The sequence below is a fragment of the Lentzea kristufekii genome (assembly GCF_033949925.1).
Classification (GTDB): Bacteria; Actinomycetota; Actinomycetes; order Mycobacteriales; family Pseudonocardiaceae; genus Lentzea; species Lentzea kristufekii.
On sequence record NZ_JAXAVV010000011.1, the window covers coordinates 199,092 to 222,563 of the forward strand.

Genomic DNA, 23,472 nt, shown 5'->3' on the forward strand with positions numbered 1-23,472 from the left:
GATCACTCCCGCAGGGCTTTGCCGGTGAGGTGCAGGAAGACCGTCTCCAGGTCTGGTTCGGTCACCTCGACGGACCGCACCACGACACCGTTGGACGAGATCGCGGACAGCACCACGGGCAGGCATTCGCGTGCGTCGTCGACCACGAGCTCGATGCCCTGCCCGTGCGCGGCCACCTGGCGGACGTGCCGAACGGCCCCGAGCACGGTGGCGGCGTGCGTGAGATCTCCGTCCAGCTGCAACGAGATCCGGTCGTGCTCACCCAGGCGCTCGACGAGTTGGCGTTGCGTTCCTTCGGCGACCAGCCGGCCCGAGTCGATGATGCCGACGCGGTCGCAGAGCCGTTCCGCCTCCTCCATGTAGTGCGTCGTGTAGAGGATCGCCATGCCGTCCGCGGCGAGTGCCCGCACGTTGTCCATGATCTGGTTGCGGCTCTGCGGGTCAACGCCTGCTGTTGGCTCGTCCAGCACCAGCAACTTCGGTTCGTGCAGCAGCCCGATCGCCACGTTCAGCCGTCGTTTCATGCCACCCGAGTACTCGCGCGCCAGATCATCGGCGCGATCGCTCAAGCCCACGACGTCGAGGACGTGGTCGACGCGGGACCGCTTGGCGCCGTACAGGCTCGCGAAGAACCGCAGGTTCTCCCGTCCGCTGAGGTCCGGGTACAGCGCGAGTTCCTGCGGGACGTAGCCGACGAGCCTTTTGGCGGCGGTGGCACGTGTCGACATCGGTTGCCCGGCCACGAGCACCGCGCCCGCGTCGGGCGTGAGGACGCCCGTGATCATCGAGATGGTGGTCGTCTTGCCGGCGCCGTTCGGGCCGAGCAGACCGTAGGTCTCACCTTCGGCGATCGTGAACGACACGTCGTCGACGGCCAGCACATCGCCGAACCGGCGACTCAGGCCGGTGCACGAGAGAACCGCCATGTCCTGTACCTCCCCCCTCGGATGAATCTCACCAAACGCGCCCACGTGATCGACTTCTTCGGATCAGCTCTCGAGCATGCCGGGGCCGAACACCTCGTATCGGATGTCGTCGGTGTGCATTCCGCGGTTGAGCAGTCCCGCACGCACGTCGCGCATGAACGTGATCGGTCCGCACAGGTAGGCGACGGCGTTGGGCGGCAACGGAATCGCGTTCACCTCGACGAGCCCCGGCTGCCCGCCATCGCCACCGTTCTCGTACCAGGTGAGGTGCTGGAAGCCGGCGAGACGGGCGTACTCGGCGCGGTGTGCGTGCCGATCGGGCGAGGTCTCGGCGTGCACGGCGACGACCGGGCGGGAGGGCTCCGCTGCCGAGATGTGGTCGAGCATCGACAACATCGGGGTGATCCCGATGCCCGCGCTGATCAGCACCACGGGCCGGTCGCCGTGCTCGAGCGTGACCTCACCGGCGGGCGGGCCGACGAGCACGATGTCGTCGGCGTGCACGTGGTCGTGCAGGAAGCCGGACACCGCACCGTCCGGAGCGCCGTCCGCACCGCGGACTCGCCGCACGGTGATGCGGAGCTCGCTGCGGCCGGGTGCCTGCGACAGGGAGTACTGGCGAGGCTGCCGGTGCCCGTCCGGCAGGTCGAGGGCGATCGACACGTACTGACCCGGCTCGAACGCCGGAACCGGTCCGCCGTCGTCGGGCACCAGGGTGAAGGACACCGTGTCGGCTGCCTCCTCGTCGCGCTTGGCGATGCGCCAGGGACGCCACACCGTGTCGGGGCTGACGCCCGCTCGCTGGTACAGGCCCGCTTCGGCGGCGATCAGCGTGACGGCGAAGAGCCAGTAGACCTCGTCCCAGGCAGCCGCGACCTCGGGGGTGACGGCGTCGCCGAGCACGGTGGCCACGGCACCGATGAGGTGCTTGCCGACGATCGGGTACTGCTCGGGCCGCACGCCGAGCGAGACGTGCTTGTGGGCGATGCGCTCCGCGATCGGGCCGAACGGCGTGCCGTCGAGGAGGTGCTGGGCGTAGGCGACCACCGCGGCGGCCAGCGCGATCTGTTGCTTGCCGCTGGCCTGGTTGCCGCGGTTGAACAGGTTCAGCAGTTCCGGGTGCGCGGCGAACATCGACGGGTAGAACTCGGCGGTGATCTCGGCGGCGTGGTCGCGGACGACGGGCAGGGTCGCACGCACTACGGCAGCTGACGCAGCGGAAAGCACAAGTAGCTCCTCGAGGATGAATCCGGGGTGGGCCTGATGGCGCGGTGGCGCGCGTTCACGTCTCGAGCTTGCGCGATCGGGTTCAGGCGAACGCAGGTGAGAACGTCGCTTCTGAGCCGGGACTATCGTCCCGCGGTTTCACGACCGGAAGGCTTTGGTGGGAACGCCGTCAGGCCGTCCGGTGCACCACGATCCCTCACGAGCCGGGTCAGCGCGGCGCCGGTGACGGCTGCCATCGTGGCCGCCATCAGCAGGCCGCCGAGGGCACCGATGAGCGCGATGAGTTCCGGTGGCTGGCCTGGCTGCCACAGGGGAGTGGTGACGGCGGTGAACACCAGAAGACCGGCTCCCCACGCGAAGGCGTTGGCCCAGATCCACCGCTGGGCGCGGGGGAAGTGGTCGCGCAGTACGAACCACTGCGCGGTTCCCAGCGACAGCAGCACACCGACGCCCGCCACCGCGGCGATGGGCAGTACAGCCGCGAGTGGTAACGCGTTCAGCCGATCGCTGTTGCGCACGACGAGCATTGCGAGCGCCCACGCGAATCCCGCTGCCAGGGCGGTGGCGCCGATCCAGCGGTAGCTGTTCAGGGTGCGATCGACGCGACGCAGCACCACGGCTTGCGCCGCGCCGAGCACGGCACCCTCGACCACTCCGGCGACGACGAGCAGCTGTGGTGACGAGGTGAGTGCGCCGGCGAGTGCGGGCGCGAGGAAGCCCGCGAACTCTCCCGCTGTGGTCCAGCGGAACCACGACCGCCGGATGTCGCGTGTGGCCAGTTCGATTCTCATCCTTCAACGTTGCGCGCTGAAGCGTTCGAAGGTGAGGGACCAACGTCCCACCTGTTCAGTTCCAGAGGGCACGGCGAGGCTCCGAGTTCAGGGACCGAGGTCCTCGAAATCAGTGCCGTGCGTCGTTCGGGTTCAACAGTGCGCGGGTCTGCGTGGCGATCTCGACGTCTTCTCGTGCCTCGACGACCCAGACCTCCGCGGTCGAAGCGTCCCCGCTGACGCGGCTGTCCGCCGCCACTTCCGCGTTGCGTCCGGTGTCGAGGTCGATGCCGAGGAACGCAAGTCCAGCGGCGGTGTCCGCTCGTAGCGCGGCGTCGTGTTCGCCCACTCCACCGGTGAAGACGAGCACGTCGATTCCGCCGAGGGAGGCCGTCATCGCGGCGATGCTCTGCCGCAACCGGTGAACGTAGACCTGCAGCGCGAGCACAGCGCGTTCGTCACCGTTGTCCGCGGCCTTGCGCACGTCACGGAGGTCACCGCCGATCTCGGAGAGGCCCGCCAGCCCGGAGTGGTGTTCGAGGCCGTCCTCCAGGTCGTCCAGCGTCAGTCCGGCCCGTTGCAGCCACACCAGCAGGCCGGGGTCGACGTCCCCGCTGCGGGTGGCCATCACCAGACCCGCCAGCGGGGTGAAGCCCATCGTCGTGTCGACCGATCGTCCACCCGTGACCGCGGCGAGTGACGCTCCGGAGCCGAGGTGGCAGCTCACCACGCGGGCACCGGGCTTTCCCGCCAGGCCGGCGGCGTGACGGGAGGCGTAGGCGTGTGACAGGCCGTGGAACCCGTACCTGCGCAGGTTCCACTTCTGCCGCCAGGAGGCCGGCACGGCGTAGGTCGTCGCCGCGGCCGGCATCGTGGTGTGGAAGGCGGTGTCGAAGCAGGCGACCTGCGGCAGGTCGGGCAGCAGTCGCCGTGCCGCGTCGACGCCGGCGAGCGCACGGGGCTGGTGCAGCGGCGCCAGACCGGTGAGCGCCTCGATCTCCGCGCGCACGTCGTCGTCGATCGCGGTGGCGCTGGTGAAGGCGGAACCGCCGTGCACGACGCGGTGCCCGACTGCGTTCACGGCCGGTGCGTCACGAAGGAAGTCCTCCAGCGGGCCGGTTTCATCGCCTCCTGACCACCGTTCGACCTGAGTCTCGGCGAGGACGGTGTCGTCCTCGCCGAGGACTCGGAGCTTGAGGCTGGAGGAGCCGGCGTTCACGACGAGAACGTTCATTGCCAGGTCCAGTCGCGGATCTCGGGCATGTCCTCGCCGTGCTCGCGGATCCAGTTGTGGTGGCGGGTGCGCTGGTCCTGCATGTGCTGGCGCAGTCGGGCCGCCTTGGGACCGAGGCCGGGGACTCGGTCGACGACGTCGATCACCAGCCGGTAGCGGTCCATGTCGTTGAGCACGAGCATGTCGAACGGCGTGGTGGTGGTGCCTTCTTCTTTGTAGCCGCGGACGTGCAGGTTGTGGTGGTTGGTGCGGCGATAGGTGAGACGGTGGATCAGCCACGGGTAGCCGTGGTAGGCGAAGATCACGGGCTTGTCCGTGGTGAACAGCGCGTCGAACTCGCGGTCCGGCATGCCGTGCGGGTGCTCGGTGTCGGGTTGCAGACGTATCAGGTCCACCACGTTGACGACGCGGATCCGCAGCGATGGCAGGTGTTCGCGCAGGAGTTTCGTCGCGGCGAGCACTTCGACGGTGGGAGCGTCGCCGGCGCACGCCAGCACGACGTCCGGCTCCTCGATGCTGTCGTCGTTGCTCGCCCACTCCCAGATGCCGGCGCCACGGGTGCAGTGCAGGATCGCCTCGTCGACCGAAAGCCAGTCCGGTGTCTCGTTCTTGCCCGCCACGATGACGTTGACGTAGTCCTTGCTGCGCAGGCAGTGGTCCGCGACGGACAGCAGCGTGTTGGTGTCCGGCGGCAGGTAGACGCGGACGACCTCGGCCTTCTTGTTCATCACGTGGTCGATGAAGCCGGGGTCCTGGTGGGAGAAACCGTTGTGGTCCTGGCGCCAGACGTGCGAGCTGAGCAGGTAGTTCAGCGACGCGACTGGCCTGCGCCACTCCAGCTTCTTGTGCGTCTTGAGCCACTTGGCGTGCTGGTTGAACATCGAGTCGATGATGTGGATGAACGCCTCGTAGCAGTTGAACAGGCCGTGCCTGCCCGTGAGCAGGTAGCCCTCCAGCATGCCCTGGCACAGGTGCTCGGACAGCACCTCCACCACGCGGCCGTCGTGGACCAGGTGCTCGTCGACCGCCAGCGTCTCGGCCTGCCACTGCTTTCCGGTCACCTCGTACACGGCGTCGAGCCGGTTGGACGCGGTCTCGTCCGGGCCGAAGATCCGGAACGAGCGCGCGTCCACGTTGAGCGTGATGACGTCGCGCAGCATCCGGCCGAGCACCCTGGTCGGTTCGGAGTGCGTGGTGCCGTGCTTCACGACTTCGGCCGCGTGCGCGCGGATGCCCGGCATCTTCAGCTCGCGCAGCAACAGCCCTCCGTTGGCGTGCGGGGTCGCGCCCATCCGATGATCGCCGGTGGGCGCCAGCGCGGCGAGTTCCGGCCGTGGTGCCCCGTTGCCGTCGAAGAGTTCGGCCGGCCGGTAGCTCTGCAACCAGGCCTCCAGCTGTCGCAGGTGGTCCGGGTTGTCGCGCACACCTGCCAGCGGCACCTGGTGGGAGCGCCAGGTGTTCTCGACCGGCACGCCGTCCACTTCGGACGGACCGGTCCAGCCCTTCGGGCTGCGCAGCACGATCATCGGCCAGCACGGACGGTCCTCCGAGGCCTTGATGCGGTGGATCTCGTCGACGATCTGGTCGAGCACCTCCGCCATGCGGGCGTGCATCGCCTTGGGTTCGTCGCCCTCGACGTAGAACGGCGCGTAGCCGTATCCGCGCAGCAGCGCGTCGAGCTCGTCGTGCGGGATGCGGGAGAGCAGGCTCGGGTTGGCGATCTTGTACCCGTTGAGGTGCAGGATCGGCAGCACCGCGCCGTCGCGCTGCGGGTTGAGGAACTTGCCGGCGTGCCAGCTGGCCGCGAGCGGCCCGGTCTCGGCCTCGCCGTCACCGACCACGCATGCGACGATCAGGCCGGGGTTGTCGAAGGCGGCGCCGAACGCGTGCGCGAGCGAGTAGCCCAGCTCACCGCCCTCGTGGATGGAGCCGGGCACCTCGGGCGCGACGTGGCTGGGGACGCCGCCGGGGAAGGAGAACTGGCGGAACAGCTTCCGCATGCCGTCGGCGTCGCGCGGCACGTCCGGGTAGGTCTCGCTGTAGGTGCCTTCCAGCCACGTGTTGGCCAGCAGCGCGGGACCGCCGTGACCGGGGCCGGTCACGAACATCATGTCCAGGTCGCGTTCCCGGATGATCCGGTTGAGGTGCGCGTAGACGAAGTTGAGGCCGGGCGTGGTTCCCCAGTGGCCGAGCAGCCGCGGCTTGATGTGTTCCGGTGCCAGCGGTTCGGTCAGCAGCGGGTTGTCCATCAGGTAGATCTGACCGGCCGACAGGTAGTTGGCGGCTCGCCAGTACGCGTCGACGAGCTCCAGGTCGGCGTTCGGCATCTCGCGCTCCTCATTCGGGTTGGTGCCCTTCACGCTGCCGTCCGGATCGATCACGGAACAGGGCATCGGGACCGTGCGATCCGGGACTGAAGTCCCTGGGTGCCCGCATCAGTGGACGGGAACACCGCAGCCGGCGAACTGGCTGCGCACCCGCCGCACGAGTTCGGCGTCGGGGGAGGGGACGTCGGCCAGCGGGAACGGAATGCCGAGCGCGGCGTACTTGGGTGCGCCGAGTTTGTGGAACGGCAGCACCTCCACGCGTTCGACCGCGTCCAGGGTGCTGACGAACGACGCGATGCCTTCGACGTTGTCCACGGCGTCGGTGTGGCCGGGCACGAGGACGAATCTGATCCACATCGGCTTGCGCAGCGCGGACAGCCTGCGGGCGAACTCCAGCGTCGGCGTGACCTCGCCGCCGGTGACGTGCCGGTAGGTGACCGGGTCCCAGGACTTGATGTCGAGCAGGACCAGGTCGGTGTCGTCGAGGAGTTCACCGGACGCCCGCCCTCCGAGGAACCCCGAGGTGTCGAGCGCGGTGTGCAGGCCGAGCTGTTTGGCGCGGTGCAGGACCTCGGCGGTGAAGTCCGGTTGCAGGAGTGGTTCTCCGCCGCTGATGGTCAACCCGCCGCCGGCGACCTCGATGAACCGCCGGTACTTGGCGACTTCGTCCATGACCTCGTCGACGGTCATGCGGTGTCCGTCGCGCATGTGCCACGTGTCCGGGTTGTGGCAGTACAGGCAGCGCAGCGGGCACCCGCTCAGGAACAGCACGAAGCGGGTGCCCGGTCCGTCGACCGCGGTGGCGATGTCCCACGAGTGGACCGATCCGGTGGTCACAGAGACTCGTGGAAGGTGCGGTTGATGACATCGCGCTGCTGCTCGGGTGTGAGCCGGACGAAGTTCACCGCGTACCCGGAGACCCGGATGGTCAGCTGCGGATGCTTCTCCGGGTGGGCCATGGCGTCGAGCAGGGTCTCGCGGTTGAGCACGTTGGCGTTGAGGTGGAACCCGCCCGCGTCGGTGTAGGCGTCGAGCACGCCGACGAGGTTGGTCACCTGCTCGTCCTCGGTGCGGCCGAGGCCCGCCGGGGTGATGCTCGCCGTGAGCGAGATCCCGTCCTGTGCCTGGTCGTAGGGCAGTTTCGCCACCGACAACGCCGCGGCGACGAGCCCGTGCCGGTCCCGGCCGTTCATCGGGTTGGCACCTGGTGCGAACGGTTCGCCCGCGCGGCGGCCGTCCGGGGTGTTGCCCGTGTGCTTGCCGTAGACGACGTTCGAGGTGATGGTGAGCACCGACTGGGAGTGCACGGCGCCGCGGTGAGCGGGGTACTGCCGCACCTTCCGCATGAAGTCCTCCACCAGCTCGACGGCGATCGCGTCGGCGCGGTCGTCGTTGTTGCCGTACTTCGGGAAGTCGCCCTCGACGACGTAGTCCACCGCGAGGCCGGTCTCGTCGCGGATCACCCGCACACGGGCGTGCTTGATCGCGGACAGGCTGTCCGCCACCACCGACAGACCGGCGATCCCGCAGCCGAGCAGCCGCTGGACCGGATGGTCGTGCAGGGCCATCTCGATGCGCTCGTAGGCGTACTTGTCGTGCATGTAGTGGATGACGTTGAGCGCCTCGACGTAGGTCCTGGCGAGCCAGTCGGTCATCCGGTCCAACGCCGCTCGCACCTCCTCGTGGTCGAGGTACTCGGACGTGATCGCCGGGCACTCCGGTGCCACCTGCACACCGCTGACCTCGTCCCGGCCGCCGTTGATCGCGTAGAGGAGCGCCTTCGCGAGGTTGACCCGCGCGCCGAACAGCTGCATCTGCTCGCCGACCTTCATGGCCGACACGCAGCACGCGATCGCGGTGTCGTCGCTGAACCTCGGCCGGATCAGGTCGTCGTTCTCGTACTGGATCGAGCTGGTGTCGATGGACACCTTCGCGCAGAAACGTTTGAATCCTTCGGGCAGGCGTGGCGACCACAGCACGGTCAGGTTCGGTTCCGGTGCGGGGCCCAGGTTGTAGAGGGTCTGCAGGAACCGGAAACTCGTCCGGGTCACCAGTGGACGCCCGTCCTCGCCCATGCCGCCGATGGACTCCGTGACCCACGTCGGGTCGCCGGAGAACAACTGGTCGTACTCCGGCGTGCGCAGGAACCGCACGATCCGCAGCTTGATGACCAGGTCGTCGACGAGCTCCTGTGCCTCGCGTTCGGTCAGCCTGCCCTCGTCGATGTCGCGTTGCAGGTACACGTCCAGGAACGTGGACGTGCGGCCCAGCGACATCGCGGCGCCGTTCTGCTCCTTCACCGCGGCGAGGTAGGCGAAGTACAGCCACTGCACGGCCTCACGACCGTTGCGGGCCGGTCCGGAGATGTCGTAGCCGTAGGACGCGGCCATGACGCGCAGTTCCCCGAGCGCCCGGATCTGCTCGGCGAGCTCCTCACGGGCCCTGATGGCGTCCTCTGTGGACACGACCTCGTCCAGCGCCGCCCGTTCGGCCTTCTTCGCCGCGACGAGGCGGTCCACGCCGTAGAGCGGAACGCGCCGGTAGTCGCCGATGATCCGGCCTCGCCCGTAAGCGTCCGGGAGGCCGGTGATGATTCCTGCTTTGCGGGCCCTGAGGATCTCGGCGGTGTATGCGTCGAACACGCCGTCGTTGTGGGTCTTGCGGTACTTGGTGAAGATGTCCCGGACGTTCGGATCGAGCTTGTAGCCATAGGTCGCGAGGCTCGTCTCGACCAGCCGCAGGCCGCCGGTGGGCATGATCGCCCGCTTGAGCGGCCCGTCGGTCTGCAACCCCACGATGATCTCGTGGTCCCGGTCGATGTAGCCCGGAGCGTGCGCGGTGATGGACGACGGGGTGTTCGGGTCGACGTCGTAGATCCCGCGAGCGCGTTCGTCGACGAACATCTCCGTCAGCCGGTGCCACAACGCGGTGGTGCGCGGCGTCGGACCGGAGAGGAACGTCGCGTCTCCGTCGTACGGCGTGCAGTTGGCCTGGATGAAACCGCGCACGTCGATCTCGCCGGTGGTCGTGCGCTCGGCGGTGGCGGTCATCGGGTCAGCACCACCTTGAGCGCGCCCGTGTCGCCGGCGTTCTCGAACACCTCGTACGCCTGCTCCATCTCCTCGAGCCCGAACCGGTGCGTGATGAACCGCTCGCCGTCGATCCGGCCTGCCGCGACCATGCGCAGCAGGGTCGGCGTCGAGCTGGTGTCGACCAGCCCGGTGGTGATGGTGACGTTGCGGATCCAGAGGCTTTCCAGGTGCAGGGTGGCGGGCTTGCCGTGCACTCCGACGTTGGCGACGTGCCCACCGGGCCGCACCAGCTTCGTGCACAGCTCGAAGGTCTCCGGCACGCCGACCGCCTCGATCGCGACGTGCGCGCCAAGCCCTCCGGTCAGCTCGCCGACGACGCGTTCCGCCTCTTCGGCGGTGCTCGCGGTGATGTCCGCACCGAACTGCTTCGCGGCGTCGAGCCGTGACGCCGCCAGGTCGACCGCGACGATGTGGCCGGGGCTGTACAGCTGCGCGGTCTGGATCGCGGCGAGCCCGATCGGCCCGGCGCCCACGACCACCACGGTGTCGGCCGGCTTGATCCGTCCGTTCAGGACGCCGACCTCGTAGGAGGTGGGCAGGATGTCGGCCAGCACGACCGCGGCGGTGTCGGTGACGTCGTCCGGGAGCAGGTGCGTGGAGGTGTCGGCGAACGGCACGCGCACGTACTCGGCCTGCACACCGTCGGTCGTGTGGCCGAGGATCCAGCCACCGCCGCCGAGGCACTGGCCGTAGCTGCCGACGCGGCAGTACTCGCAGCGGCCACAGGACGTGATGCACGAGATGAGCACGCGGTCACCCGGTTTCACACCGGTGACCGAGGCACCGGCCTGCTCCACGACGCCGACCGCCTCGTGGCCGAGGATGCGACCCGGCTCGACCTCGGGCACGTCGCCCTTGAGGATGTGCAGGTCCGTGCCGCAGATCGTGACCGCGGTGACGCGGACGATCGCGTCGGTGGGGTCCTTGATCTCCGGCTTGGGAACTTCTTCCCACGCGCGCTTGCCGGGACCGTGGTAGACCAACGCCTTCATCGCAGATTCCTCCTCGTTGGTTCGTCGGTTCCCAGAGTTCTCGGGTCGGCGGGCGCGGCGCAGAGCCCGTGGTCCCCGACGCTGGAGGACCTAAGGACCTCCTGCGCACTCGCGAGGCAGACCTACCGTCGAGGTGTGGAGCAGGCGCTTGTGAGTGAGGGCTGTTCGCCGGCATGCCTGAGCCGGTCTACCTCGCCCTGCCACCGGTTTCGGCGTTGTGCTTGATCGTTCGCAGCACGGCGCGGCTGATGAGCGACACAGCGGGTGTGCTGATGCGCCAGTAGCGGCGGAAGTTGAGCCAGGCCTGGGGATCGGTGAGAGTCACGCGGATCTCGGAGGAGAGCAGCGTGCGGCGTTCGCCGTACGGATGCGTGGTGAACGACCACACGACCTTGCCGAAACCCGGCGTTGCGAAGTCGAGGAAGTCCCGAGGCTCGCACGGAACCCACTTCACGACCGGCCGCCAGAACTTGCCGACCGCACCGAGCACGATCTCGTGGCCGGGGTTCTCCCCGAGGATCATCCAGTCCGTGCCGGCGTCGAGGTCGTCCCACGTCAGCCGAGTGCGCTCACGAGCGGGACCGTGTTCGCGCGCACGCCACCGTTCCGGCGCCTCGCGGAACCACACCGCGAACCCCGCCACACCACCGCGCAGCTCGGTGAGGTCCAACCCCCGCAAGGCCTTCCACGTGGCTGCGGGATTCGCGTCGACCAGCAGGTGGTCGGTGCGGCCGAACTCAGGCCTGGAGGCGAACCGGTCGGCGAGGAGCGGGGATGGCGGTACGGCCATGGTGTGCCTCCAGAACCGGTTGGTGCACCACGAGAACGGGGCACGGCGAGTGGTGGAGCGCGGCTCTGGTGACGGTACCGCTCTCGTGCGTGTCACCGGAACCGACGACGATCAGGTCGGTGTCGGTGCACCGCGCGATCGCCTCGTGCGGTTGCGCGCGGACCAGCACGGCGTGGTGCCGGATCCCGTCGAGCGCGGCGGCAGCGCGCGCGAGCACGTACGTGTGGTCCGTGTCCACGCCGCACCGGACCGGGGGTTCCGGCGCGGCGTGGAGGACCCGCAGCGCCGCGTCACGCCGCCGTGCGAAGTCGGCGGCGTGACGCAGTACTCGTCCATCACCGGGACCACCGCTGACCAGCACGGTGACGTGGCGGTGCTGGAAGTCGACGGCCGCGGGCGTCCCGCGCACGACGACCGTGTCGCACCGGGTCGTCGTCAGCAGCGGCAGGACATGACCACCCAGTCCCAGCGCCGAGTTCCCCGGGCCCCGGTAGCCGACGACCACGAGCTGGGCGCGGAAGTCGTCCTGCGGGCGGTGGATCTCGAGGCCTGTGCCGACGAGCTGGGCGTGGGCGGCGGCCCATCGCAGCGCGGGCTCGTCACGTCTGGCGCCGTCTTGGATGATCACGACTGGTTCCATGCGTCGACAATGGTTCGTCACGTCCGTCCGGGGCAGGGCGGGAGGAGTCCACTGAGCCGGGACCAAAGTCCTGTCATCGCAGGGCCTGCCGGTGATCTAGGCGTGCGGCGCACACGCGGACGGCGACGAACTGGTGGCGTGGGCGACTGCGCGCACTCCGCGGCCCTGCCGACGGTGGACCGCTCTAGCAGGGCGCGTGCTCGTCGGAGTCGACCAGCAGCTCGGCGACGGACCGGCGCGGTGTGGCCGGCACCGGCGTGCTGAACCCCACCCGCAGCACCGTCTGGGGCACGAGCAGGCCGCCGAGCGCCCGTCGCAGGTCCTCGCGAACGCGCTTGACCTCGACCGGCTGGGACAGGAACGACGCCGAGAGCCCGTGCGTGGTCGCGGTGAGCAGAACGCGCTGCATCGCCTGCCCCGCCTGCAGATCACCGAGCGGGCCGTCGTAGTACGAGCACAGGACCATGACGAGCGGGTCGGACTCGTAGTCCTTGCCGGCATGCCGTTCGGGGCCCTGGAAGTCGCGGAACACCCACTCGTCCTGCATCTCGGGACGCACGCCCGCCGAAGCGGGTGGCACACCGTCGGTTGCGTCCGGACGATGGCCGGTGAACGTCGCGAGCTCCGCCTGCACGGCCTCGTCGCCGAGCTGGATCTGGTGTGCCTGCCGCACGAACCGCTTGAGCTGGGCGCGGTCTTCCGGCGTCGTCACGAGGTGCAGCCAGGACCGTTCCAGTTCGGCCGCGCGGACCAGCGCATGGCGCTGACGGGGGTCGACGGCTGCTTCGAGGAACGGCCTGCGGTTCGTGCGGCGCCGTGGCACCGCCGCGAGCAGGGCGCGGCTCTCGTCGTCGATCTGGAGCGTGCCGCCGCGGCGCACCACGGCGAGCGCGCCGGGCGCGTCGTGACCGGGGAGCATCGACACCAGCGGTCGCACACCCATGCTCTGCAGGGCCAGTCGCAGGTTGAACAGCGCCGCACCGCAGGACAGCCGCAGTTCGCGGTCTTCCGGGTCGGTCGCAGCCAGCTTGCGGCTCGGGTCCGGGTACAGCTCGATGCGGTCGCGCCGGACGCGGAACCGCCAGGGCTGCGTGTTGTGCACGGACGGAGCGAGCGAGGCAGTCGTGAGCGCGCTCTCGATTTGTTCGGGCCCCAGCCCCAGAGCCGCCACCACTTCAGCCATGTCCTTCACCCCATCGTGTTGCCTGGTGGAACGTCTTGTAGCTCCACTGTCCGTGGTCGCACGGGGTGGACCCACCATCGAAGGTCCCGATCTGACCGGGACCGCTTGGCGCTGTCGTCACCGCGTGAAAAGGTTGATCCATGTCCGGACCCGAGGAGAAACCGTCACGCAGCCTGCTCGGTGGGCTGCGTCTGGACGAGCTGCTCGACGAGATGCGGGACCGGCTCGCCGAGATCGGGTCGACCAGGGACAAGATGCAGAGCCTGCTCGACGCGGTGCTCGCGGTCGGTGCGGGCCTGGAGCTGGACTCGACGCTGCAGCGCATCGTCCAGGCGGCCGTGGAGCTCGTGGGTGCCCGTTATGGCGCCTTGGGCGTCCTCGGCTCGCGGCACAACCTCTCGCAGTTCGTCTACGTCGGCATCGACGCCGAGACCCGTGCGCACATGGGGCACCTGCCGCAGGGCAAGGGTCTGCTCGGTCTGCTGATCAAGGATCCGCGGGCGATCCGCCTGCACGACATCAGCGAGCACACGGCGTCGGTCGGCTTCCCGCCCAACCATCCGCCGATGCACAGCTTCCTCGGCACGCCGGTGCGGGTGCGTGACGAGGTGTTCGGCAACCTCTACATGACCGAGAAGATCGGTGGCGGCGACTTCACCGCCGACGACGAGGTCGTGCTGGAGGCGCTGGCGGCCGCGGCCGGCGTGGCGGTGGAGAACGCCCGCCTGTTCGAACGCTCCCGAACGCGCGAGCGTTGGCTGGAAGCGACCGCGGAGATCAACGCCCAGCTCCTCGCCGGTGCGACCGCCGAGGACGCGCTGCGGCTGATCGCCCAGCGGGCCGTCGAGCTGGCGTCGGCCTCGTGGGCGGCGGTGCTGCTGCGCGACGGGAACGAACTCCGCAGGGCGGCGCACGCGGGGAGCGAGGCCGTTCCCGACACGTTCGCCACCGACGCGCTCGTGCTCGCGCAGGTGCTGGAGACGGCCGCTCCGGCGCTGGTGGAGGAGGTGGACGGCCAGCTCGGCGACCTGCCTGCCCAGACCGGGGCCGCGGTGGTGCTGCCCCTGCGTGCCGGCACGACGGTGACCGGTGTCCTGCTCGCCGTCCGGGACAAGGACGCCGCCCCGTTCGGAGCGGACCTGATGCCGTTGCTGGCGTCGTTCGCCGACCAGGCCGTGGTGGCGATCGAGTTCGCTGACAACCAGAGCGCGAAGCGTCTGGTGGACGTGCTGGAGGACCGTGACCGCATCGCCCGCGACCTGCACGACCACGTCATCCAGCGGCTGTTCGCCACCGGCATGAGCCTGCAGGGAGCTTTGACGTGGGTGACCCACCCGGAGGCCCGCAGGAGGGTGACGAAGGCGGTCAACCAGCTCGACCAGACGGTGCTGGAGATCCGCACGTCGATCTTCGACCTGCAGGCGGACTCCGGTGACACCGGTCTGCGGCGCAGACTGCTCAACATCGTCGCCGAGATCGCCGAGGACACCGCGGTGAGCCCGGCGATCCGGATGTCGGGCACCATCGACAGCCTGGTACCCGACTACATCGGGGAACACGCCGAGGCGGTGGTGCGCGAGACCGTCAGCAACGCGCTGCGCCACGCTCACGCCACGGAACTGACGCTCACCGTCGAGGCGGGGGACGCGTTGATCATCACGATGGTCGACAACGGCCTGGGCATGCCGTCCGACGTCGCCCGCAGCGGCCTGCGCAACCTCGAACAGCGCGCGGTCGCGCTGAACGGAGCGCTCACGGTCGGCGAGGAACCGGGTGGCGGTACGCGGGTGACGTGGCGGGTTCCGCTGGACTAGCCCGTTTCGTTGTCGTGGGTGGGCTTGCGCAGCTGTGAGGCCAGCACGGCGGCCTGGGTGCGGCGTTCGAGGCCGAGCTTGGCGAGCAGGTGCGAGACGTAGTTCTTCACGGTCTTCTCCGCGAGGAACATCTTGTCCGCGATCTGCCGGTTCGTCAGGCCGTCGCCGATGTAGTCGAACACGGTCCGCTCCTGCTCGGTGAGCGCGCGGACCGGGTCGCCCTGCTCGCGTTCGCGGCGGATGCGGTTGAGCAGCGCGGCGGTCGACCGGGCGTCCAGCAGCGACTGTCCCGCCGCGACGGTCTTCACCGCCGTCGTGAGGTCGGTGCCGAGGATGCGCTTGAGCACGAACCCGGACGCTCCCGCCATGATCGCGTCGAACAGCGCCTCGTCGTCGGTGAAGGACGTCAGCATCAGGACGTTCAACTCGGGCATGCGCGAGCGCAGCTCGCGGCACAGCTCGATGCCGTTGCCGTCGGGAAGCCGCACGTCGAGCACGGCCACGTCCGGATTGGTGGCCGGGACCATCGTGAGCGCCTCGGTCACCGAGGCCGCCTCACCGACGACCTCCAGGTCGGGGGAGGCGCTGAGCAGCTCCCTGATCCCGACCCGGACGACCTCGTGATCGTCCACCAGGAAGACTCTCGACACCACCGCAAACCACCTTCTCTCGATCGTTCTGCGATCACGATCTCTCAGCCGACCGGCGGTACACAGGGACCAAAGACCCTGTCACCGGGAATCCAGGGTCCTGCGCAGCTGGTCGAACGCCTCGGCGTCGATCTCGCCCTTGGCCAGCCGCTCCTCCAGTATGCGGTGCGCGGGGCGTGCGTGCGGGAACCTGCGCAGCAACACGACCGCCAAGGCGATCAGACCGCCCCAGAAGACCAGCATGCTCAGCGCCATCATCGCGAATCCGCCCCAGCCCATCGGGCCGTCGTAGTACGGGTACATCTCCATCGCCTCCGTTGTCGTCGTCCTGCCCAGGTTGGTCCGGTCGTGCGGCGGCGCGGAGAGTCGAAGGGCCCGATCCGGGTGAGCAGGTCCGCCCTGTCCTCCTGCCGGTGAGGGGCGGGATCGTCGGGACATGCGATGGAACCCAGCAGAGGCCGCCGAGATCGTCGAGGCGGCGGGCAAGGCGCCCGTGTACAGCGCCGACCGCCCGTGGGCGCTGGAGTTGCACGGCCGGTCGGTCTACCTCTTCGAGGCAGGGCAACGGTCCGAGCACGACCCGCTCGGCTTCGACCGGCTGCTCTCGTGCGGCGCCGCGCTCGAACACGTCGTGCTCGCGATCCGGCACGCCGGGTGGCACCCGCACGTCGTGTTCCCGACCGACCAGGCCAGCCCCGGCGTGCTCGCCGTCGTCCGCGCGGACCGCCGCCAGCCACCGGAACCGCAGGACCTCGACCTGCACCGAGCGATCCGTCTCGCCGACGCGTCCGGGACGGGCGGTGCTCGCGGGCTGGGCTGGGCGAACCACTGGGCGGGCACCGAGCTGCGGGCGCTGACCGACCACGAACTCGTCGTGATCACCACCGGCGACCGGCGCCCGGACCACGTCCGCGGCGGTGCGGCACTGCAGGCGGCGGTGCTGGCAGGGCGCACCGCGGGCGTGGCCGTCCGGCCGGTGGTACACCTGGTGCACCGCCAGGAGTGGCGGGCGGGCCTGATCGAACGGCACGAACTCGCCGGCTTTCCGCAGGCGGTGGCGATCGTCGGTGCCAAGGGCCCGGCCGGCACGGGACCAACGGCCGCGTCCGCCGGTCGTTCCGATTCCTAACGTCGATGCCGGAAGGGAGCTCCGCCATGCGTGCTCGCGACATCATGACCAGCCCGGTGATCACCGTGACCCCGGCCGTACCGCTCAAGGGCGCGGCCGCGCTGATGGTCTCGCACGGGTTCACCGCACTGCCCGTCGTCGACGACGACAAGCGCCTCGTCGGCATCGTCACCGAGGCCGACCTGGTGCGCGGCAGGTACCTCGAAGAGACCGGCACCGTCGTCGCCGACGTGATGACCGCCCCCGCCGTCGCGATGGACGCCGCCGCACCCGCCGAGATGCTGGCCCGCGTCATGATCGACGACCGCAGGCGGTGCGTCCCGATCGTCGACGGCTCGACCGTGATCGGCGTCGTCACCCGCCGCGACCTGGTGCGCGTGCTCGCGAGGGCCGACACGACCGTGACGGCGGAGGTCCAACGCGTGCTCGACGTGTACGGCGGCGGTCGCAAATGGACGGTCTCCGTCCACGAAGGCGAAGCCGTGATCGATGCCGAGACCACCGACGAGGACACCGAACGGGTTCTGCTCGCACTCGCCGACGCGGTTCCGGGAGTGCTCCGCGCCCGCGTTCTGACTGGAGGACAACGATGAAAGCCCCATCCGCCCCGATCGTGGTCGGTGTCGACGGTTCCGCCTCGGCCCTGCTCGCCACCACCTGGGCCGCGCAGGAGTGCGCTCGGCACAACGTGCCGCTACGGCTCGTGCACGCCTACGTGCTGCCGACCCGCGGCTACCCCGAGATCATCCTCACCGGCAACGAGATCCGCCAGGCGATGGAGAACCTGGGCCGCGAGAAGCTGGACGAGGCCACCGCGGCCGCGCAGGCGGCGGCGCCCGAGGTCGAGGTGACCACCGAGATCGCGTGCTGCGGCTCCACCACGCTGCTGATCGAGGAGTCGAAGTCCGCGCGCCTCGTCGTGGTCGGCTCGCAGGGCCTGGGCACCGTGACCGGCATGATCGTCGGCTCCACCGCCCTGGCGCTGGCGGCACACGGCAAGAGCCCCGTCGTCGTGGTGCGCGGTGTTGCTGTGCCTGACGGGCCAGTCGTCGTCGGTGTCGACGGTTCCCCGACGAGTGAGTCCGCGCTGGCGTTCGCCTTCGAGACGGCGTCGATGCGCGACGCGCAGCTCACCGTCGTGATGTGCTGGACCGACTTCATGGTCGAGAGCGCGTACAGCGCGTCGCGGTTCACCGTGGACTGGGGTCAGGTGGAGGCAGACGAACGCAGGCTGCTGGCGCAACGCCTCGCCGGGTGGCAGGAGAAGTACCCGGACGTGCAGGTGCACCCGGTGGTCGTGCGCGATCGGCCCGTGCGGGCGTTGATGCGGTACGGGGCAGAGGCTCAGCTCGTGGTGGTGGGTAGCCACGGGCACGGCGGGTTCGCCGGCATGCTGCTCGGCTCGACGAGTCAGGCACTCGTCTACAACGCGCCGTGCCCGTTGGCGATCGTGCGTCCCGACTAGACCGCGTCACCCGCCGACATCCCCTTCGTCGTCGCGACGAAGGGGATGTCGGCGTTACCGGGACGCCGTCGGGGGAATGACGACGACCGGGCACTCGGCGTGGCGCAGGCAGTTCGCGGCGACGCCGTGCGAGAGGAACTCGCGGACGGCTCCACGTCCCCGCGTGCCGATCACCAGCAGCTCGGCGTGCTTCGACGCCTCGGTCAGATGGTCCGCCGCATCACCCACGACGACGCACTCGGCGACCTCCGGCGGGTGGGGCATCGTCGCGCGCACCTGCTGCACCGCCTCGTGGAGCTCGCGAGCGGGATGCCGTTGGGGCATCTCGCCGTACGGGTTGAGCCCCATCGGCACGGCCGGCACGACCACGGGCTCGCGCTGGTAGGCCAGCACCGCCTCCACCCTGGCGGCCCGGTGTGCCGCTTCCTCCATCGCCCAGTGCAACGCCGCGCGCGACTCGGCCGAACCGTCGACGCCGACCAGGATCACAGGTGTCCTCATGGCTGCTCCCATCACTCGCAACCAGCGTGCGGCCAGGTCTTGAACGCTGGCAGGGACCAACGTCACGAGCCAGGTGAGCCCATCCGCACTGCTGACGCGCACGCGCGTGGCGAACCCTCGATCACACGGATCGAACGGAGGACGTCATGAAGGTGAAAAGGGGCGACTGGCTGGTGGAGCCCGGCGGTCGGCGCGGACAGGTCACGGCGGTCAAGCACGAGGACGGTCGACCTCCGTACCTCGTGCGATGGCTGGACACCGAGCACGAGGCGCTGGTGTTCCCGGGCCCCGACACGCACGTCGTCACGGCTGCGGACGAGGCCGCTCGCCTCCACACGGGCTGAGCAGTGGACACCGTTGTCGCACTCGGCCACTTCGCGACGGCGCTCGCGATCGGCTTGTTGCTGGGCGTGGAACGCGAGCACGACAACGCGCACGACTCGAACAGGCCCGCGGGTTCGCGGACGTTCCCGCTGATCGCACTGGCCGGCGCGATCAGCGCCGCGTTGTCACCCATCGCTGTCGCCGTCGCTCTGGGGGCGGTCGCCGCGCTGGTGATCGCGTGGTACCTGCGCGCCTCCGAGCCGGGCGCGACGACGGAGATCGCCGCCATCGCCACGTTCCTGCTGGGCGCGCTCGCCTGGCACCGGCCGGAACTCGCGGTGCCGGTGGGCGTGGCGGCCGCCGCTTTGCTGGCGGCCAAGAGGCCGTTGCACCGGTTCGCCCGCAAGGTGGTGAGCGATCAGGACGTGCGTGACGGAATGATCCTCTTCGTCGTCGCGTTCGTCGTGCTGCCGCTGCTGCCCAACCGGCCGCTCGGGCCGTACGGGGTGCTGAACCCCGCTCGCGTGTGGTGGCTGGTCATCGCCGTGACGGTCATCGGCTGGGCCGGTTACGTCGCGGCGCGGGCGTTCGGCGAGCGTTGGGGCTTGCTGGTCACCGGGTTCGCCGGTGGCTTCGTGTCCGGTTCGGCGACGACCGCGGTGATGGCACGCAAGTACCGGACCGTTGGTGCCGCGGCGTTTCCTGGTGCGGTGGCGGTCAACCTGGCCACGCTGGCGCAGATCGTCGCGGTGACCGCCATCGCCAGTCCTACGGTGGCGCTGAGGCTTCTGCCCGCGATCGGAGCGGGGGTGGTGGTGCTGCTGGCCGAGGTGGCGTGGCTCGTCTGGCGTACCAAGCCGACGGAAGCGGAGAACGACGAACCCGTGGTGAGCAGGCCCATGTCGCTCAAGGCGGCGCTGTCGCTGGCCGCGGTCCTGGTGCTGTTCCTCGTGATCACCCGTGCGGCAGCGGAGTGGCTCGGTGGCGGGGGAGTGGTGGCCGCAGGAGCCCTGGGAGGGCTGGCGGACGCGCATGCCGCGGCGATCGCTGCCGCTTCGCTCGCGCCGCAGTCGATTTCGGTGCATGTCGCGGTGCTGGCGTGCGGTGCCGCGCTGGCCACCAACACCGTGGTGAAGCTCGTGCTGGCCACGGTGGCGGGCGGACCGCGGTTCGCGCTGAGGCTCGCCGCGTGGCTCGCGCCCGTGGTCGTGGCGGTCGGGCTGGGCATGGCCTGGTAGGCCGGGGACGAAGGTCCCGGACGGTGCGGGACCGCGGCCACTCACCGGCCGCGGCGCGGACCGCGAGGCTGAAGCGCATGAGCGAGAACGAGTCCCGGCCCGTGGTGGTCGGAGTGGATGGATCACCCGCCTCGAAGGCGGCGTTGCGGTGGGCCGTCGAGGACGCCCGGCGACGTGGCTGCCCGGTCGACGTGATCTCGGCCTGGCACCCGGACTACGGCGTGATGATCGGCCCGGTGCCCGCCGAGATCCTGTTGGCGCTGTCGCCGCAGGCGATGAAGGAGACGGCGCAGAGGAACCTCGACGCTGCGGTGCAGGGGTTCGAGGGCGTGGAGATCCGCCGGATCCTGGTCGAGGGCGACCCCAGGAAGGCGCTCACCAAGGCGTCGGAGGACGCGGAGCTGCTCGTGGTCGGCAGTCGGGGGCACAGCACGGTGGTCGAGGTCCTCCTCGGCTCGGTCAGCTCCTACTGCGTGCACCACGCCGCGTGCCCGGTCGTCGTGATCCGCGGGCCGAAGGTCGAGCACGAGCACACGTTCGTTGCCGCGGCCGCGCCGGTCACGCCTGGACCGCTGCTGTGAACGCGGCGGCGTTGCTGACGGACGGCTCGGTCGTCGTGGTGCGCGAGCTGGGGGCGGACGACGTCTCGGCTCTGCTGGAACTGCACCGCGGACTGCCGATCGAGGACCAGTACCTGAGGTTCTTCAGCACGTCGCCGCGGCAGCTGGAGGACTTCGTCGAGAGGATGGTCTCGCCGGACGCCCCGCACCACGTGGTGCTCGGCGCGTTCCGCGACGGCCGGCTGCTGGGGGCGGCGAGCTACGTGGTGGTGCGGCAGACGGACTTCGCTGAGGTCGCGCTGGTCGTGTCGCACGCCGAGCAGGCCCACGGCGTCGGCACCCTGCTGCTGGAACACCTCGCGTCGCTGGCGCGCGGCAGGGGCGTGCGCCGCTTCACGGCCGAGGTACTCACGATCAACGGCCGGATGCTGCGCGTGTTCACGAGCATGGGGCTCGTCACCTCGATCGTGCCCGACGGCGAGGTCATCTACGTCGAGCTCGTCCTCGAGCCCGGCGACCACTACCTCGACGTGGTGAGCGAACGGGAGTCGCGCGCCGACGTCGCGAGCCTGACGCACGTGCTGCGTCCCGGCTCGATCGCCGTGATCGGCGCCGGCCGGTCGCCCGGCTCTGTGGGCCACGCGGTCCTGCACAACCTCGTCGAGGGCAGCTTCACCGGCGACCTGTACGCGGTCAACCCGCACGCGAAGTCCGTGGCCGGCGTCGACTCCTACGCCTCGGTGACCGCACTGCCGGAGGCACCCGAGCTGGCGGTGCTGTGCGTGCCGGCCAAGGCCGTTCCCGCCGTAGCCGAGGAATGCGGTCGCCGGGGCGTGCGGGCACTGGTCGTCATCTCGTCCGGCGTCGACGCGGAGCAACTGCTGAACGCGGTTCGTGCGCACGGCATGCGGCTCGTCGGGCCGAACTGCCTCGGCGTGTCGACCAGTGCGCCCGGTGTGCGGATGAACGCGACCTTCGCAGCCCACACCACGCTCGCCGGCCACATCGGGCTGATCACCCAGTCCGGTGGCATCGCGATCGGCGTGCAGGAGGAACTGCGCCGGCTCGGTCTCGGGCTGTCGAGCCTGGTCTCCACCGGCGACAAGCTCGACATCAGCAGCAACGACCTGCTGATGTGGTGGGAGCACGACCAGGACACCCGGATCATCGCCCTGTACCTGGAGTCCTTCGGCAACCCGCGCAAGTTCGCCCGCATCGCCCGCCGCGTCGCCGCGGCCAAACCGGTGCTCGCCATCCGCGCCGCCTCCAGCGAGGCCGGCCAGCGCGCCGCCGCCTCGCACACCGCCTCGTCCGCGACACCGTCGGTCACCCGGGACGCGCTGTTCCGGCAGGCGGGCGTGATCGCGGTCGACAGCGTGCCGGAACTGACCGACGCCGTGATGGCGCTCAGCTGGCAGCCGCTCCCCGGTGGACGGTCTGTCGCGGTGCTGAGCAACGCCGGCGGACTCGGCGTGCTGGCTGCCGACGCCTGCGTCCGCCAAGGCCTGCACATGGCCACGTTCGGCGACGAGACCCGCAAGGCCTTGGCCAAGCTGGTCCCGCAGACCGCCAGCCTGCAGAACCCGGTCGACACCACCGCGGTCGTCGACGAGGAGACCTTCGCCCGCTGCCTCGACGTCATCGGCGCGGACCCGGCGGTCGACGCCGTGATCACCGTGACGGTGCCGACCGCACTCGGCGACCCCACCGGCGGCGTGCACGACGTCGACGGCAAACCGGTGCTCGCGGTGCGCACCGGCCAAACCGAACGCCTGGCGGGCGAAGTGCCCTGCTACGCGGAGCCCGCTCGCGCCGCCGCTGCACTGGCGCGGCTGGCCGAGCGCGCGGACTGGCTGGCCCGCCCGAGGGAGTTCGCCCGCCTGGGCCGGATCGACCTCGATGCCGCGCAGGCGATGGTGGCAGGAGAAGAGGGCTGGCTGCCTCCGGACGAGGTGGTGGCGCTGCTGACCGCGTTCGGCCTGCCGGTGCTGGGCGGAACGCTCGCGACGACCGCGGAGCACGCAGTCGCCGCACAGCAGGCCTACAACGTCCCGGTCGCGCTCAAGGCGGTGGCCGACGACCTGCTGCACAAGAGCAAGGGAGGCGGCGTGGAGCTCGGAGTCGCTGACGCGGGCGGTGTGGCGGAAGCCTTCCGCGCGTTCCAGGAACGGTTCGGTGACCGGTTGCGCGGCGTGTTCGTGCAGCCGATGGCGTCCGGTGGCCGGGAGCTGCTGGCCGGTGTCGTCACCGACGAGAAGTTCGGACCGCTCGTGGTCACCGGACTCGGTGGCGTGGACACCGATCTGCTCGACGACCGCGCCGCAGCTCTCGCGCCACTGTCCACAGCGGACGCCGACGACCTGCTGCACGGTTTCCGGACCGCGGGCCACCTGCTCGCCGGCGCCGACGAGGACGCCGTCCGGGAAGTGCTGCTCCGCGTCGCCGAACTGGCCGGCGCGCTGCCCGAGGTCGTCGAGCTCGACATCAACCCCCTGGTGCTGACGGACACGGGATGCGTCGTCGTCGACGCACGAGTGCGCGTCGCACCGGCTCAGCACACCGACCCGTTCCTGCGCCGCCTGCGCACCAGCTGACAACGCGAACCAGAGG

The 23,472-nt window shown here is 70.0% G+C and carries 22 protein-coding genes; 8 read left to right on the forward strand and 14 right to left on the reverse strand.

The genetic code is table 11. The features are described from left to right. Positions 1 to 2 precede the first annotated feature (2 nt). The 11 genes from SK571_RS23390 to SK571_RS23440 all read right to left on the reverse strand — a co-directional run bounded on the left by SK571_RS23390 (position 3) and on the right by SK571_RS23440 (position 13,181). Entirely contained in the window at positions 3 to 926 is a 924-nt protein-coding gene (locus SK571_RS23390; RefSeq protein ID WP_319986223.1) for an ABC transporter ATP-binding protein, read from the reverse strand. 63 nt (positions 927 to 989) lie between these two features. Continuing rightward, positions 990 to 2,153, reverse strand: coding sequence for a globin domain-containing protein (locus SK571_RS23395; RefSeq protein ID WP_319986224.1), 1,164 nt, complete (start codon positions 2,151 to 2,153; stop codon positions 990 to 992). 122 nt (positions 2,154 to 2,275) lie between these two features. Then, positions 2,276 to 2,944, reverse strand: coding sequence for a hypothetical protein (locus SK571_RS23400; RefSeq protein WP_319986225.1), 669 nt, complete (start codon positions 2,942 to 2,944; stop codon positions 2,276 to 2,278). A gap of 109 nt (positions 2,945 to 3,053) precedes the next feature. Further along, entirely contained in the window at positions 3,054 to 4,157 is a 1,104-nt protein-coding gene (locus SK571_RS23405; protein ID WP_319986226.1) for an acetate/propionate family kinase, read from the reverse strand. Next, entirely contained in the window at positions 4,154 to 6,484 is a 2,331-nt protein-coding gene (locus SK571_RS23410) for a phosphoketolase family protein (protein WP_319986321.1), read from the reverse strand. The genes SK571_RS23405 and SK571_RS23410 overlap by 4 nt, the downstream gene beginning before the upstream one ends. Before the next feature lie 108 nt (positions 6,485 to 6,592). After that, positions 6,593 to 7,321, reverse strand: coding sequence for a pyruvate formate-lyase-activating protein (pflA, locus tag SK571_RS23415; RefSeq protein ID WP_319986227.1), 729 nt, complete (start codon positions 7,319 to 7,321; stop codon positions 6,593 to 6,595). Continuing rightward, positions 7,318 to 9,534: a formate C-acetyltransferase gene (gene pflB, locus SK571_RS23420; RefSeq protein ID WP_319986228.1), complete on the reverse strand. Its 2,217-nt coding sequence runs from the start codon at positions 9,532 to 9,534 to the stop codon at positions 7,318 to 7,320. Before pflB ends, pflA begins: the two co-directional genes overlap by 4 nt. Then, positions 9,531 to 10,568: a zinc-dependent alcohol dehydrogenase family protein gene (locus SK571_RS23425; RefSeq protein ID WP_319986229.1), complete on the reverse strand. Its 1,038-nt coding sequence runs from the start codon at positions 10,566 to 10,568 to the stop codon at positions 9,531 to 9,533. Before SK571_RS23425 ends, pflB begins: the two co-directional genes overlap by 4 nt. A 187-nt stretch (positions 10,569 to 10,755) precedes the next feature. Continuing rightward, positions 10,756 to 11,358: a hypothetical protein gene (locus SK571_RS23430; RefSeq protein WP_319986230.1), complete on the reverse strand. Its 603-nt coding sequence runs from the start codon at positions 11,356 to 11,358 to the stop codon at positions 10,756 to 10,758. Continuing rightward, complete coding sequence (locus SK571_RS23435) at positions 11,306 to 11,986, reverse strand: universal stress protein (RefSeq protein WP_319986231.1); 681 nt, start codon at positions 11,984 to 11,986, stop codon at positions 11,306 to 11,308. Before SK571_RS23435 ends, SK571_RS23430 begins: the two co-directional genes overlap by 53 nt. A 196-nt stretch (positions 11,987 to 12,182) precedes the next feature. Next, a complete protein-coding gene (locus SK571_RS23440) occupies positions 12,183 to 13,181 on the reverse strand; it encodes an Acg family FMN-binding oxidoreductase (protein ID WP_319986232.1) in 999 nt (332 codons plus the stop codon). Between the two features lie 140 nt (positions 13,182 to 13,321). On the opposite strand from SK571_RS23440, the gene SK571_RS23445 reads away from it, so the two are divergent. Continuing rightward, entirely contained in the window at positions 13,322 to 14,995 is a 1,674-nt protein-coding gene (locus tag SK571_RS23445; RefSeq protein ID WP_319986233.1) for a sensor histidine kinase, read from the forward strand. Here SK571_RS23445 and SK571_RS23450 read toward each other — a convergent pair. After that, positions 14,992 to 15,648: a response regulator transcription factor gene (locus SK571_RS23450; RefSeq protein WP_319986234.1), complete on the reverse strand. Its 657-nt coding sequence runs from the start codon at positions 15,646 to 15,648 to the stop codon at positions 14,992 to 14,994. The genes SK571_RS23445 and SK571_RS23450 overlap by 4 nt on opposite strands. 78 nt (positions 15,649 to 15,726) lie before the next feature. Then, a complete protein-coding gene (locus SK571_RS23455; protein WP_319986235.1) occupies positions 15,727 to 15,954 on the reverse strand; it encodes an SHOCT domain-containing protein in 228 nt (75 codons plus the stop codon). Between the two features lie 127 nt (positions 15,955 to 16,081). Between SK571_RS23455 and SK571_RS23460 the strand changes: the two genes are divergently transcribed. Genes SK571_RS23460 through SK571_RS23470 form a run of 3 tightly spaced genes read left to right on the forward strand, consistent with a single transcriptional unit; the run spans position 16,082 to position 18,239 of the window. Continuing rightward, positions 16,082 to 16,774, forward strand: a complete 693-nt coding sequence (locus tag SK571_RS23460; RefSeq protein ID WP_319986236.1) for a hypothetical protein — start codon at positions 16,082 to 16,084, stop codon at positions 16,772 to 16,774. 26 nt (positions 16,775 to 16,800) lie between these two features. Next, a complete protein-coding gene (locus tag SK571_RS23465; protein WP_319986237.1) occupies positions 16,801 to 17,367 on the forward strand; it encodes a CBS domain-containing protein in 567 nt (188 codons plus the stop codon). Further along, positions 17,364 to 18,239: a universal stress protein gene (locus SK571_RS23470; protein ID WP_319986238.1), complete on the forward strand. Its 876-nt coding sequence runs from the start codon at positions 17,364 to 17,366 to the stop codon at positions 18,237 to 18,239. Before SK571_RS23465 ends, SK571_RS23470 begins: the two co-directional genes overlap by 4 nt. 54 nt (positions 18,240 to 18,293) lie before the next feature. Here SK571_RS23470 and SK571_RS23475 read toward each other — a convergent pair whose 3' ends face one another. Further along, positions 18,294 to 18,740, reverse strand: coding sequence for a universal stress protein (locus tag SK571_RS23475; protein WP_319986239.1), 447 nt, complete (start codon positions 18,738 to 18,740; stop codon positions 18,294 to 18,296). A gap of 146 nt (positions 18,741 to 18,886) precedes the next feature. On the opposite strand from SK571_RS23475, the gene SK571_RS23480 reads away from it, so the two are divergent. From SK571_RS23480 to SK571_RS23495, 4 genes are all read left to right on the forward strand, one after another. Beyond that, complete coding sequence (locus SK571_RS23480) at positions 18,887 to 19,084, forward strand: DUF1918 domain-containing protein (RefSeq protein ID WP_319986240.1); 198 nt, start codon at positions 18,887 to 18,889, stop codon at positions 19,082 to 19,084. 3 nt (positions 19,085 to 19,087) lie between these two features. Beyond that, positions 19,088 to 20,302 (forward strand): MgtC/SapB family protein, encoded by a 1,215-nt coding sequence (locus SK571_RS23485; protein ID WP_319986241.1) that lies wholly within the window; start codon positions 19,088 to 19,090, stop codon positions 20,300 to 20,302. Positions 20,303 to 20,379: 77 nt separating this feature from the next. Then, the gene (locus tag SK571_RS23490) at positions 20,380 to 20,883 is read left to right on the forward strand and encodes a universal stress protein (protein WP_319986242.1); all 504 of its coding nucleotides are present in this window, start codon (positions 20,380 to 20,382) and stop codon (positions 20,881 to 20,883) included. After that, the gene (locus tag SK571_RS23495; RefSeq protein WP_319986243.1) at positions 20,880 to 23,456 is read left to right on the forward strand and encodes a bifunctional acetate--CoA ligase family protein/GNAT family N-acetyltransferase; all 2,577 of its coding nucleotides are present in this window, start codon (positions 20,880 to 20,882) and stop codon (positions 23,454 to 23,456) included. The genes SK571_RS23490 and SK571_RS23495 overlap by 4 nt, the downstream gene beginning before the upstream one ends. The last annotated feature ends 16 nt before the right edge of the window (positions 23,457 to 23,472 follow it).